At 56.7% G+C, this 13,515-nt stretch carries 10 protein-coding genes and 1 pseudogene; 8 read left to right on the top strand and 3 right to left on the bottom strand.

The annotated features are described in order from the left end of the window. Positions 1 to 3: 3 nt before the first annotated feature. Positions 4 to 284 (bottom strand): annotated as a pseudogene (ppiC, locus tag ACEQFP_RS12615) (peptidylprolyl isomerase PpiC). A gap of 198 nt (positions 285 to 482) precedes the next feature. On the opposite strand from ppiC, the gene rep reads away from it, so the two are divergent. After that, positions 483 to 2,504: a DNA helicase Rep gene (rep, locus tag ACEQFP_RS12610; protein ID WP_047060657.1), complete on the top strand. Its 2,022-nt coding sequence runs from the start codon at positions 483 to 485 to the stop codon at positions 2,502 to 2,504. Positions 2,505 to 2,542: 38 nt separating this feature from the next. On the opposite strand, the gene gppA is transcribed toward rep, so the two are convergent. Beyond that, positions 2,543 to 4,045: a guanosine-5'-triphosphate,3'-diphosphate diphosphatase gene (gppA, locus tag ACEQFP_RS12605; RefSeq protein ID WP_005290140.1), complete on the bottom strand. Its 1,503-nt coding sequence runs from the start codon at positions 4,043 to 4,045 to the stop codon at positions 2,543 to 2,545. Between the two features lie 5 nt (positions 4,046 to 4,050). Beyond that, the gene (gene rhlB, locus ACEQFP_RS12600; protein ID WP_005290142.1) at positions 4,051 to 5,340 is read right to left on the bottom strand and encodes an ATP-dependent RNA helicase RhlB; all 1,290 of its coding nucleotides are present in this window, start codon (positions 5,338 to 5,340) and stop codon (positions 4,051 to 4,053) included. A gap of 146 nt (positions 5,341 to 5,486) precedes the next feature. Between rhlB and trxA the strand changes: the two genes are divergently transcribed. The 7 genes from trxA to rffG all read left to right on the top strand — a co-directional run bounded on the left by trxA (position 5,487) and on the right by rffG (position 13,475). Beyond that, entirely contained in the window at positions 5,487 to 5,813 is a 327-nt protein-coding gene (trxA, locus tag ACEQFP_RS12595; RefSeq protein ID WP_005290144.1) for a thioredoxin TrxA, read from the top strand. Positions 5,814 to 6,244: 431 nt separating this feature from the next. After that, positions 6,245 to 7,504: a transcription termination factor Rho gene (gene rho, locus ACEQFP_RS12590; protein WP_005297111.1), complete on the top strand. Its 1,260-nt coding sequence runs from the start codon at positions 6,245 to 6,247 to the stop codon at positions 7,502 to 7,504. A gap of 280 nt (positions 7,505 to 7,784) precedes the next feature. Continuing rightward, complete coding sequence (gene wecA / locus ACEQFP_RS12585) at positions 7,785 to 8,873, top strand: UDP-N-acetylglucosamine--undecaprenyl-phosphate N-acetylglucosaminephosphotransferase (protein ID WP_035597564.1); 1,089 nt, start codon at positions 7,785 to 7,787, stop codon at positions 8,871 to 8,873. Between the two features lie 30 nt (positions 8,874 to 8,903). Next, positions 8,904 to 9,944, top strand: a complete 1,041-nt coding sequence (gene wzzE, locus ACEQFP_RS12580) for an ECA polysaccharide chain length modulation protein (protein WP_005297114.1) — start codon at positions 8,904 to 8,906, stop codon at positions 9,942 to 9,944. A gap of 80 nt (positions 9,945 to 10,024) precedes the next feature. Next, complete coding sequence (gene wecB / locus ACEQFP_RS12575; protein ID WP_097364230.1) at positions 10,025 to 11,155, top strand: non-hydrolyzing UDP-N-acetylglucosamine 2-epimerase; 1,131 nt, start codon at positions 10,025 to 10,027, stop codon at positions 11,153 to 11,155. Beyond that, positions 11,152 to 12,414: a UDP-N-acetyl-D-mannosamine dehydrogenase gene (gene wecC, locus ACEQFP_RS12570; RefSeq protein WP_005297118.1), complete on the top strand. Its 1,263-nt coding sequence runs from the start codon at positions 11,152 to 11,154 to the stop codon at positions 12,412 to 12,414. Before wecB ends, wecC begins: the two co-directional genes overlap by 4 nt. Next, positions 12,411 to 13,475: a dTDP-glucose 4,6-dehydratase gene (gene rffG, locus ACEQFP_RS12565; protein ID WP_035595384.1), complete on the top strand. Its 1,065-nt coding sequence runs from the start codon at positions 12,411 to 12,413 to the stop codon at positions 13,473 to 13,475. Before wecC ends, rffG begins: the two co-directional genes overlap by 4 nt. Positions 13,476 to 13,515: the final 40 nt, after the last annotated feature.

Genomic DNA, 13,515 nt, shown 5'->3' with positions numbered 1-13,515 from the left:
TGTTTAGTTGCGATACAGCACCTTGATGATGTGGTAGCCGAAACGGGTCTTGACCGGGCCGACTGGCGTCAGCAGTGGGCTGCTGAAGACGGCGCGGTCAAACTCGGGCACCATGCTCCCCCGACGAAATTCACCGAGATCGCCCCCTGGCGCTTCGAGGGGCAGCGCGAATGACGGCGTGCCAGCGCCTGGAAGTTCGCTCCTCGCCGTAATTTTTGCAGCAGGGCCTCGGCCTCGGTCTGGCTATCGACCAGGATGTGCAGGGCGGCGGCGCTTCGGGCCATGGTAACTCCTTACTCTTTACTCTATGCTTGGCGATGCGCCTGGCCGTGTGTGTGCCGGGCGATGGAAGCGCTAGTGTACGGTGGCGTGCGTCATCAGGCAATGTGCCCCCTCCCGCGATGAGCCGCGTTTTTTTTCCCCAGTCGCTTTCTGCTACAATCGCCCCGCTCCTCGATGTCATCATTAGCAGGTATACCGTCATGCGTTTAAATCCCGGTCAGCAGCAGGCCGTCGAATATGTTACAGGCCCCTGTCTGGTCCTCGCCGGTGCCGGATCCGGTAAGACGCGAGTGATCACCAATAAGATCGCTCATCTGATCCGGGTGTGTGGCTATCCCGCCCGCCAGATCGCCGCCGTTACCTTTACCAATAAGGCGGCGCGCGAGATGAAGGAGCGTGTGGCGCAGACTCTGGGGCGCAAAGAGGCGCGCGGTCTGATGATCTCGACCTTCCATACCCTGGGGCTGGAGATCATCAAGCGTGAATATAAGGCGCTGGCGATGAAGCCCAACTTCTCGCTCTTCGACGATCAGGACCAACTGGCGCTGTTGACCGATTTGACCGAGCGTTGGCTGGAGAAGGATAAGACCCAGCTACAACAACTGATCGCCACGATCTCCAACTGGAAGAATGATCTGATCGACCCGAGTCAGGCGGCCGCACTGGCGCGTTCACCGCGAGATCGCCTATTCGCCGACTGCTATGCGTTGTATGACGCGCAACTGAAGTCTTGCAATGTGCTCGACTTCGATGACCTGATCCTGTTGCCGACGCTGCTATTACGGCGTGACCAGACGGTGCGGGAGCGTTGGCAGCAGCGTATCCGCTACCTGCTGGTTGATGAATATCAGGATACGAACACCAGTCAATATGAGTTGGTCAAGCTGTTGGTCGGCAGCCGCGCCCGCTTTACTGTGGTCGGTGACGACGACCAATCTATCTACTCCTGGCGCGGCGCCCGGCCACAGAATCTGGTGTTGCTGAAGGAGGACTTCCCGGCGTTGCGGGTGGTCAAGCTGGAGCAGAACTATCGCTCCTCGCAACGCATCCTCAAGGCGGCCAATATTTTGATCGCCAATAACCCGCATGTGTTTGAGAAAAGGCTTTTTTCCGAGCTTGGTTATGGGGAACCGCTTAAGGTGATCACGGCCAACAACGAGGAGCACGAGGCGGAGCGGGTCGTCGGCGAGCTGATCGCTCACCACTTTATTAATAAGACCGCCTATAGCGACTACGCCATCCTTTACCGTGGTAACCATCAGTCGCGGGTGTTTGAAAAGATGCTGATGCAAAACCGCATCCCTTACAAGATTTCCGGCGGTACCTCCTTCTTCTCCCGGGCAGAGATTAAGGATCTGCTCTCCTATCTGCGGGTGCTCACCAACCCAGACGATGACAGCGCCTTCCTGCGCATCGTCAATACGCCTCGGCGTGAGATCGGTCCGGCAACCCTACAAAAGCTGGGCGAGTGGGCGAATCAGCGTGGTATCAGCTTGTTTCGTGCCAGCTTCGATGTCGGGCTGGAGCAGACGTTGAAGGGGCCGCGGTTGGCATCGTTGCAACACTTCACCCATTGGTTGGCGGAGATTGCCACGTTGTGCGAACGCGACGCGACGGCGGCGGTACGCGATCTGATCCATGGCATTGACTACGAAAGCTGGCTGTTTGAGACCTCGGCTAGCCCGCGGGCGGCCGAGATGCGGATGAAGAACGTCAATCAGTTATTCAGTTGGATGACCGAGATGTTGCAAGGCAACGATCTGGATGAGCCGATGACCCTGACGCAAGTCGTCAACCGCTTTACCTTGCGTGACATGATGGAGCGGGGGGAGTCTGAAGAGGAGGCCGATCAGGTGCAATTGATGACACTGCACGCCTCTAAGGGATTGGAGTTTCCCTACGTCTACCTGGTTGGCATGGAGGAAGGGATACTACCGCATCAGAGTAGCATCGATGAGGAGAATGTCGATGAAGAGCGGCGTCTGGCCTACGTCGGCATCACTCGGGCGCAGAGGGAGCTGGTATTCACGTTGTGTCGCGAACGGCGCCAGTATGGCGAGTTGGTGCGTCCAGAGCCGAGCCGCTTCCTACTGGAGCTGCCGCAGGATGATCTGCTGTGGGAGAGCGCACGTAAGGTGGTGAGCCCCGAGGAGCGAATGCAGCGAGGGAAGTCGCATTTAGCCAATCTGAAAGCGCAGTTGGCGCGAGCGAAGTCATCCTAAGCTGCAAAGAATCAGGGCGCCCATCGGGCGCCCATGGCTTAGTGGTGTGGTGCTTCCGCGATCGTTAGCGACCAGTGGACATACCCCTGCCACAGACTCTCCTGCTGTAAGCTCTCGGCGCGTAGCGGATGCTCGGCCAGCCAGCCTACGGGCAGAGTGAGTCGTAACGCCTCATCCGCCTCCAGATCGATCTGGGGAGAGGGGAGTGTGCCATCGTTACGCTGACTGGCGAAGATAATCGCTAGACGTAACAGGCGGCACAGTCGCTGGGCGGTGGGGAGGGGGACGGCATTCTGCTGGCCGAATAGGGCCAGGTTGAGCGGGCCGCTTTGGTTAGCCAGCAGCGTAGACAGGAGCTTCTTCTGCGCCGGCGTGAAACCGGGGAGATCCAGATGACGCACCAGGTAGGCGGCATGCTGTGCCGCCTGACGCACATCGACGCTAAGTCCTAACTCATGTAGCAGACAGGCCGCGTGTAGCAGCGTCTTGGCGCAGCTATCCAGAGGCCATGCCTGACTCAGCGGTTGAGCCAGGCGCTCGGCTAACTGCCAGACCCGATCGGCTTGGCGCTCGTCGACCTGAAAGCGGCGTTGGATGTTATGCAGCGTCCGGGTGCGCACATCACTGTCGACCGGCAGGGCCAGCATGCCATAGACCAACCCTTCGCGCAGCGCGCCACCGGAGAGGGTCATGCTGTCGATGTTCAGCGCCTCGAATAGGGCAATCAAGATAGCGAGCCCGCTGGGGAAAACCAGGGCACGCTCTAAGGTTAGCCCCTCGATCTCCAGCTCCTCCAGCTTGCCGCACTCAATGGCGCGATCACGCAGTTGGCACAGTTTGCTTAGGGTAATGCGCTCATCCATTCCCTGAGCGACCATGATCTCTTGCAATGCCTGTACCGTACCGGAGGCCCCGACACACGCCTGCCAGCCATGGCGCAATAGCGTATCGCGTACCGGGGCGATCATGGCGTGTGCCGCCTCGCCGGCACGGGCGAAGTTCTCCCGCGTCAGATGGCGATCGCTAAAGTAACGTTCCAGCCAGGTAACACAGCCCATCGGTAGGCTGAATAGCACATCGGCCTTGGCGCCTTCGCCACAAGCCAGCTCGGTGCTACCGCCACCGATATCGACTACCAGACGTTGCCGAGCCCCACCGGTGGTATGAGCGACCCCCTGATAGATCAGTCGGGCCTCTTCCTCACCACTGATGATGCGCACCGGCCTGCCGAGGATTGCCTGCGCCTGTTCGACGAAGACGTCGGCATTGCGTGCGATGCGTAGCGTGGCCGTCGCGACCACACGAATATGGTCGACCGGAATATCCTGTAGGCGTTCGGCGAACAGACGGAGGCATTGCCAGCCCCGCTGCATGGCCTCGAGCGATAGATCATTGTCGGCGTTTAACCCGGCGGCCAGACGTACCTTACGCTTGATGCGTGCCAGTGTCTGGATACCGCCCGCCATCTCCCGTACCACCAGCATGTGGAAGCTGTTGGATCCTAAGTCGATGGCGGCGTACAACGAGGCGCAGTTGCCCATCTGGATTAACCCGTGCGTTTACGGTTAGGGCGCGGAGCGCCATTGCCACGACGCGGCGCACCAGGGCGACGAGCGCCGCCAGCGTTACGGCTACGGCTCAGGCGTTTCGGCGCTGGCAGATCCGTGAGCAGGGCTTCGCTGTTGTATTTGCTGACGGGGATCGAGTGACCGATATAGTTCTCGATAGCCGGCAGATTCAAAACATACTCTTCGCAGGCCAGGCTGATGGAGTTACCGCTGGCGCCTGCGCGACCCGTACGGCCAATGCGATGTACATAGTCCTCGCAATCGTCCGGTAGATCGTAGTTAAACACATGAGTCACGGCTGGAATATGGAGACCACGCGCGGCGACATCGGTTGCGACCAGAATATCGATGTGCCCTTTGGTGAAGTCATCCAGAATACGCAGGCGCTTCTTCTGTGGCACATCGCCGGTCAACAGGCCGACACGGTGACCGTCGGCGGCCAGATGGCCCCAAATATCTTCACAACGGTGTTTGGTGTTGGCGAAAATGATGCAACGATCCGGCCACTCCTCCTCCAACAGCGTTTGCAGCAGACGCATCTTCTCTTCGTTGGAGGGGTAGAACAGCTCTTCTTTAATACGATGGCCGGTCTTCTGCTCCGGTTCGACCTCGACGTATTCGGCATTATTCATGTGCTCGAACGCCAGCTCACGAACTCGGTAAGAGAGCGTTGCCGAGAACAGCATATTCAGACGCTGGGCGACCGGTGGCATGCGGCGGAACAGCCAACGAATATCTTTAATGAAGCCCAGATCGAACATCCGGTCGGCCTCATCAAGCACCACAACCTGAATGGCTCCGAGATCGACATGACCCTGTTTGGCATAGTCGATCAGACGCCCCGTCGTTCCGATCAGGATATCGACACCCTGCTCGAGCACCTTTAGCTGCTTGTCATAACCATCACCACCGTAGGCTAGCCCCAGACGGAGGCCGGTCTCGCGGGCTAACGGCTCGGCATCGGAGTGGATCTGGACGGCCAACTCACGTGTCGGTGCCATGATCAGCGCGCGTGGCTGATTGGTTTTGCGCTCGGCAATGGCTGGATGTGTTAGGAGATAATGAAAAGTAGACGCTAAAAATGCTAGCGTCTTGCCGGTGCCGGTTTGCGCCTGTCCCGCGACATCACGCCCGGCGATCGCCAGGGGCAATGCCAGTGCTTGAATGGGCGTGCAGCTGTGAAAGCCTTTAGATTCAAGGGCTTTAATCACCATCGGGTGCAGGGCGAAGTCGGCAAACTTCTGTTCAGTCAAGTGTGTTTTGCTCATAATGGCGTAGGATAACAGTTAACCTCATCTTCACGAAAGTATTGCTTTACGAAAGCGTATCCGTTGAAATAAAGTCAACCCTTTGTTGGGGGAAGTAGGCTATTACTATAAACCAACAAGGCAGACTTAATCCTGTGGAGTAGAACATGAGCGATAAAATTGTTCACCTGAGCGACAGTGGCTTCGAAGCTGATGTACTGAAGGCAGAAGGTCCGATTCTGGTTGATTTTTGGGCTGAATGGTGCGGTCCGTGCAAGATGATTGCTCCGATCCTGGATGAAATCGCCGCCGAGTACGCGGGCAAGTTGACCATTGCTAAGCTGAATATCGATGAGAACCCGGCGACTGCGCCGAAGTATGGCATTCGCGGTATTCCGACCCTGCTGTTGTTCAAAGATGGAGCGGTTGCCGCCACTAAAGTGGGCGCCCTGTCCAAGACTCAACTGAAAGAGTTCCTGGACGCTAACCTGTAAGGTTGGCCGTCATTTGTGATGGCGTCCGGCGGTTAATGGATTCTTGCTGTTGACCGCTAGACGTCTGCCCATAAGCGTGTTAAGTTTAACCACGCTGCCAGTCAGTGCTTACCTGTAGTTTGAATCATCTGGTTTGAACCAAAAGTTAGAATCTAAGTTTTACTCTGTTTGAAACCTCTGTATCACAAGCGTTTTTCCTGTTGGTGAGACTGCTCTAGCGGGATAAACACGTAAATCAGCAAGTTAAAACATAGGTTTTAAATCGTTAACGCCTCTTTTCGTCCCATCAGCGAGAATCGTCCGCTGGATCTATTGCACCGTTAGTCGTCATGGGGCAGGGGAGGGAAAGTTCGCAAACAGGCATGGGTGACCCCGTCACACCATTCACTATACAGTTCGAGATATACCCCGAGTTTAAAGAACCCACCACTATGAATCTTACCGAATTAAAGAATACGCCAGTTTCTGAGTTGATTACGCTTGGCGAGAGCATGGGGCTGGAAAACCTGGCGCGCATGCGGAAGCAGGATATTATCTTTGCCATCCTTAAGCAGCATGCCAAAAGTGGCGAAGATATTTTTGGCGATGGTGTGCTGGAGATCCTCCAGGATGGATTTGGTTTCCTCCGCTCCGCAGACAGTTCCTACCTCGCCGGTCCCGATGATATCTACGTTTCTCCTAGCCAAATCCGTCGTTTTAACCTCCGTACAGGCGATACCATTTCCGGTAAAATTCGTCCGCCGAAAGAGGGTGAGCGTTATTTTGCGTTGTTGAAGGTTAACGAAGTTAACTACGATAAGCCGGAGAATGCTCGCAGCAAGATCCTGTTTGAAAACTTGACTCCGTTGCATGCCAACTCTCGTCTGCGCATGGAGCGTGGTAACGGCTCTACCGAAGACTTGACCGCACGCGTGCTGGATCTGGCCTCGCCGATCGGTCGTGGTCAGCGTGGCTTGATCGTGGCGCCGCCGAAAGCCGGTAAGACCATGTTGCTGCAAAACATCGCCCAGAGCATCGCTTACAACCATCCAGACTGCGTGCTGATGGTGCTGTTGATCGACGAACGCCCGGAAGAGGTGACGGAGATGCAGCGTCTGGTGAAGGGCGAAGTGGTCGCCTCTACCTTCGATGAGCCGGCTTCGCGTCACGTGCAGGTTGCCGAGATGGTGATCGAAAAGGCGAAGCGCTTAGTCGAGCACAAGAAAGACGTTATCATTCTATTGGACTCCATCACCCGTCTGGCGCGTGCCTATAACACCGTGGTTCCGGCCTCAGGTAAGGTCTTGACCGGTGGTGTGGATGCCAATGCGTTGCATCGTCCGAAGCGTTTCTTTGGCGCGGCTCGTAACGTGGAAGAGGGCGGGAGCCTGACCATTATCGCTACGGCGCTGATCGATACCGGTTCTAAGATGGACGAAGTGATCTACGAAGAGTTTAAGGGCACCGGTAACATGGAGTTACATCTGTCCCGTAAGATCGCGGAAAAACGTGTCTTCCCGGCGATCGATTACAACCGCTCCGGTACCCGTAAGGAAGAGCTGCTGACCACACCAGAAGAACTGCAGAAAATGTGGATCCTGCGCAAGATTATTCACCCGATGGGGGAAATCGATGCGATGGAGTTTCTCATTAATAAGTTGGCAATGACGAAAACCAACGATGAATTCTTCGATATGATGAAACGCTCTTAATTATTGCGCCATCAGCGCGGGAAGCAGACGCCACGTTAGTAATAACGTGGCGTTTTTTTCATTGAGCGGATAGGATTAGTCAAATAGGTTGTGGCACAAAATGTGTGAAAATGATGCGTGCGGTGAGGCTATACCGATAGAGTACCGATAATGTTCAGCTCGGTGGCATGGTCGCGTCTTGGTGATGACGTTGATCACAGTGGGTGTTGAGTTACTGGTGTTGTTACAGGGATATCACCGCGGGGCGTTGTTGTGGTGATCAGACAGAGAGCAGTTAACCGTGAATTTACTCACTCTGAGTAGTAAACTTTTTCTTATCTTCCTCTTCTCCATGGTTTTTTTATTCCTTGCTCGCAAGGTGGCGAAGCGGATAGGTCTGGTGGATAAACCCAATTACCGTAAGCGACATCAAGGGTTGATCCCGTTGGTTGGGGGAATCTCGGTGTATGCCGGGATCTGTTTTACCTTCTTGGTCTTCCGGCCCTATATTCCCCATGCCAATCTCTATCTGATCTGTGCCGGGATATTGGTATTTGTCGGCGCGTTGGATGATCGTTTCGATATCAGCGTGAAGTTTCGCGCCACGGTACAGGCGTTGATCGCTATCGCCATGATAGTTGGCGCGGGGCTCTATCTACGTAGCCTGGGTGGGGTACTAGGACCGTGGGAGTTAATTCTCGGGCCATTCGGCTACCTGGTGACGCTATTCGCGGTGTGGGCGGCGATCAACGCCTTCAATATGGTGGATGGTATTGATGGCCTGCTCGGCGGCCTCTCCTGCGTGACCTTTGCAGCCATGGGTATCCTGTTACTGTGGGATGGGCAGCGTGATTTAGCGCTGTGGTGTTTCGCTATCATCGCGGCGATATTACCCTATATCCTCTTGAATTTAGGCGCTTTTGGGCGACGTTTCAAAGTGTTTATGGGGGATGCGGGGAGTACCTTGATCGGTTTTACGGTGATCTGGATCTTATTGCAGAGCACCCAGGAGCACAGTCATCCGATGAATCCGGTAACGGCGTTGTGGGTGATCGCTATTCCCTTGATGGATATGATCGCCATCATGTATCGGCGTTTACGTAAGGGCATGAGTCCCTTCGCACCGGATCGGCAACATATCCACCATCTGATCATGCGGGCGGGATTCACCTCGCGTCAGGCATTCGTCTTAATCACCCTGGCGGCTGCCCTATTGGCAGCCATCGGGGTGATGGGGGAATATTGGTTGCCGGAATATGTCATGATGGCACTCTTCTTGCTTGCTTTTTTCCTGTACGGCTACTGTATCAAACGCGCCTGGCGTGTGGCACGACTGGTGAAACGAATAAAGCGTCGCTGGCGCCGTAAGTCGGCAAGTCTGCATGTGTAACGGCCCGCGCTGGTTATAAAGGGAAAATCGATGGTGAGTCAAAGTCCGATGCCCGTAGAGAACGAACTGGATATTCGGGGATTGTGTCGCGTGTTATGGCGCGGTAAGTCATGGATCGTGGGGATGGCGGTGTTATGCGCCGCGTTAGCCTTTGGGGTATCGTTATTGATGCCGCAGAAGTGGAGTGCGACGGCGATTACTGCGAGTCCGACGATCAATACGCTGGGCGGATACTATTCGCAGCAGCAGTTTTTACGTAATCTGGCTCAACTGAGCGCGCCGAATGGCACGCTGGCCGAGGGGAGTATCGCCGACGAGGCCTATGCGGAGTTTATTACTCAACTGGCATCCTACGATACCCGGCGTGAGTTCTGGCTACGCAGCTCATATTATCAGGACAATAAAGAGGGGAGTGCGCGTGCCGATGCGGCTCTCCTAGATGAACTGATTAATCAGATTGTTTTTCTACCGGGTGAGGCGGCGAAGAAAACCTCGGATAGTATTCGCCTCACCGCCGATAGCGCCGCGCAGGCTAACCAGTTGTTACGCCAATATGTGGCGTTTGCCGCCAAGCGTGCCCGCGCCAATTTGGATGCCGGGTTACAAGGGGCTTGGGCGGCGCGTACCGTCTCCATGAAGGCACAAGTGAAGCGCCAGGAAGAGGTAGCGCAGGCGATCTATCAACGCGAGTTGGCTGGCCTGGAGCAGGGATTGAAGATCGCGGCCCAGCAGGGGATCACCCGGAATCAGCGCCAGGCTACGCAGGCTGACTTGCCTGACTCCGAACTGTTTATGCTGGGTGAGCCGATGCTACGCGCTCGGCTTACGGCATTGCGCGCCGTCGGTCCCTCTTATGATATCGACTATGATCGTAATCGTGCGATGCTCAATACGTTGAATGTCGGGCCGGTTGTCGATGCGGCCTTCCAACCTTACCGTTATCTGCGCACGCCGGAGGAGCCGGTGAAGCGTGATAGCCCACGGCGGATCTTTATTCTGGTGATGTGGGGTGTCATCGGGGCGTTGGTCGGTGCTGGCGTTGCGTTGGTTCGTCGTCCGCGTCACGGATGATCGATGTTAGCGCTTAACAGGGAATGCGCCGCCTCCATGCTGCGTGTGGGGCGCGGCGGTAACGAAAGAAGAATGATACAGTGAAAGTGTTAACTGTTTTTGGCACGCGCCCCGAGGCCATCAAAATGGCGCCGTTGGTGCAAGCCCTTGCCGCCGATGCGGCGTTCGAGGCGCGCGTCTGTGTCACCGCCCAGCATCGGGAAATGCTGGATCAGGTGCTTGGCTTGTTCCACATTACCCCCGACTATGATCTGAATATCATGCAGCCGGGGCAGGATTTGAGCGATATTACCTGCCGTATTCTCAGTGGCCTTAAGCCGGTACTGGCCGATTTTCGCCCTGACCTGGTGATGGTCCATGGTGATACCACTACGACTCTGGCGGCCAGCTTGGCCGCCTTTTACCAACGTATCCCTGTCGCCCATGTGGAGGCAGGATTACGTACGGGTAACCTCTATTCTCCCTGGCCTGAGGAGGCTAATCGCACGCTGACCGGCCATTTAGCTCGGTTTCATTTTGCACCGACCTCGACGGCTCGCGCGAACCTATTGCGTGAAGGGGTCGATGCACAGCATATCTATCTGACGGGAAACAGTGTGGTAGACGCCTTGCTATGGGTGCGCGACAAGATCCAAAGCGATGCCGTCTTACAGGCGCGCCTGGCGGCGAATTACCCCTTTCTGCAGGCGGATCGTCCCTTGCTATTAGTGACTGGCCATCGTCGGGAGAGTTTCGGTGGGGGATTTGAACGTATCTGTACGGCCTTAGCGCAGATTGCGCATCGTCACCCGCAGTTACAGGTGGTCTATCCCGTGCACCTGAATCCCAATGTCAGCGAGCCGGTTAATCGCATTCTGCGTGATATCGCGAACGTCTTCTTGATTCCGCCGCAAGATTATCTGCCGTTTGTCTATCTGATGGAGCGTGCCCGGCTGATCCTCACGGACTCGGGTGGCATTCAGGAGGAGGCGCCTTCGCTAGGTAAGCCGGTGCTGGTGATGCGCGATACCACCGAACGGCCGGAGGCAGTGGAGGCGGGAACGGTACGCCTGGTAGGGACGGATGCGGCAACGATCGTCACACAGGTGGGTCAACTGCTGAATGATGAGCAGCAATATCGGGCGATGAGCCATGCCACCAATCCTTACGGCGATGGACACGCCTGCCAGCGTATTTTGGACGTATTGAAAAATTATCGGGCAACATTATGAGTTTTAATACTATCTCCGTTATTGGCCTGGGTTATATCGGTTTACCGACGGCGGTGGCATTCGCCGGCTGCCAAAAGCAGGTTATCGGCGTCGACGTCAATCAGCACGCGGTCGAGACCATCAATCGCGGCGAGATCCATATCGTCGAGCCCGATCTGGATCGGGCGGTGAAACGGGCGGTGGAGGGAGGCTTCCTGCGCGCAGTGCTGCGTCCCGAGCCCGCCGATGCCTTTCTGATTGCTGTCCCGACGCCGTTTAAGGGCGAGCATGAGCCGGATCTGTGTTATGTCGAGGCGGCGGTGCGCTCGATTGCACCGGTATTGAAGCCTGGCGATCTGGTGATCCTCGAGTCGACGTCACCGGTAGGTACCACCGAGCAAATGTGTACGTGGTTGGCCGAATGCCGACCAGATCTGCGCTTTCCTCATCAGGCGGGTGAACAGGCGGATATCCGTGTTGCCTACTGCCCCGAGCGTGTGCTGCCGGGGAAGATCATGCTGGAGTTGCTGCGTAATGATCGGGTGATCGGTGGCATGACGCCCGCCTGTTCGACACAGGCCAGCGAGCTATATAAGCTGTTTCTCGAAGGCGAATGCGTGGAGACGAATGCCCGTACCGCCGAGATGTGCAAACTGACCGAAAACAGCTTTCGCGACGTCAATATCGCCTTCGCTAATGAACTGTCCCTGATCTGTGATGCCCAAGGGATCGATGTCTGGCAATTGATTGCCTTGGCGAACCGCCATCCGCGCGTCAACATTCTGCAACCGGGGCCGGGCGTCGGTGGCCACTGTATCGCCGTCGACCCGTGGTTTATCGTGGCGCAAAATCCGCAGTTGGCGCGGCTAATCCATACGGCGCGTCTGGTGAATGACGGTAAACCCCTGTGGGTGGTCGATCGGGTCAAGGCGGCGTTGGCCGATTGCCTGGCGACCGAGGACAAGCGAGCCTCGGAGGTGACCATCGCCTGCTTCGGTCTGGCCTTCAAGCCCGACATCGATGATCTGCGAGAGAGTCCGGCGATGGAGATCGCCGAGATGGTGGCGCAATGGCACAGCGGCCGCACCCTGGTGGTCGAGCCTAACATTCAGCAGTTACCGGCGCGTCTGGCCGGTCTGGCGCAGTTAGTCGATGGCAGCACGGCGTTAGCCCAGGCGGACGTCGTGGTGTTGTTGGTAGATCATCAGCCGTTCCGTGCGTTGGCGCCGCAGGCGGCGAGCCAACGCTTCGTGGTCGATACCAAGGGGGTATGGCGGTGAGACGCATTCTGGTTACCGGTGGTGCCGGTTTCATCGGCTCTGCCGTGGTTCGTCATATCATCGCGCAGACGAGCGACAGCGTGGTGGTGGTCGATAAGCTGACCTACGCCGGTAATCTGGCCTCGTTGGCACCGGTGGCACAGAGCGATCGTTATGCATTCGAGCGGGCCGACATTGGCGATCGCGCGGCGATGGATCGGATCTTGGCGCAGTATCAGCCGGACGCGATCATGCACCTGGCCGCGGAGAGCCATGTCGATCGTTCAATCGATGGGCCGGCCGCGTTCATCCAGACCAATATCGTGGGTACTTATACCCTATTGGAGGCGGCACGGGCCTACTGGATCACCCTGCCGGCGACACGGCGCGCAGCTTTCCGCTTTCACCATATCTCGACCGACGAGGTGTACGGCGATCTGCAGGGGCCGCAGGATCTGTTTCGTGAGGATACCCCTTATGCGCCGAGCAGTCCCTACTCTGCCTCGAAGGCATCCAGCGATCATCTGGTGCGAGCCTGGCTGCGTACCTATGGGTTACCGGTGCTGGTCACCAACTGCTCCAACAATTACGGTCCCTACCATTTCCCCGAGAAGCTGATCCCATTGACCATTATCAACGCCTTGGCGGGTAAGCCTCTGCCGGTATATGGCAATGGGTTACAGGTGCGCGACTGGCTGTATGTCGAGGATCACGCTCGCGCCCTCTACCGTGTGGTGACGGCAGGCAAGGTGGGCGAGACTTACAACATCGGTGGGCATAACGAGCGACGCAATATTGATGTGGTGACGACGTTATGCGCGTTATTACAAGAGATGGTGCCGCAGACGCCTGCCGGTGTGGCGCGTTACGCCGATCTGATCACCTATGTGACGGATCGTCCCGGGCATGATCTGCGTTATGCGATCGATGCCAGTAAGATCGAGCGCGAGTTAGGCTGGCGCCCCGAGGAGACCTTTGAGAGCGGCATTCGCAAGACGGTGGCCTGGTATCTGGCGAACGTCCCCTGGTGGCGCGCGGTGATGGATGGCTCCTATGCCGGAGAGCGGCTGGGGCTGGTCTAATAGCCTGTGCCATTAGGCTATTTTATTTGCCATTTTGGTC

It is taken from the genome of Edwardsiella sp. A.80236 (assembly GCF_044540725.1).
GTDB classification, from domain to species: domain Bacteria; phylum Pseudomonadota; class Gammaproteobacteria; order Enterobacterales; family Enterobacteriaceae; genus Edwardsiella; species Edwardsiella tarda.
The sequence above is the reverse complement of the archived record's forward strand: the minus strand, read 5'-3'. Positions and strand labels throughout refer to the sequence as shown.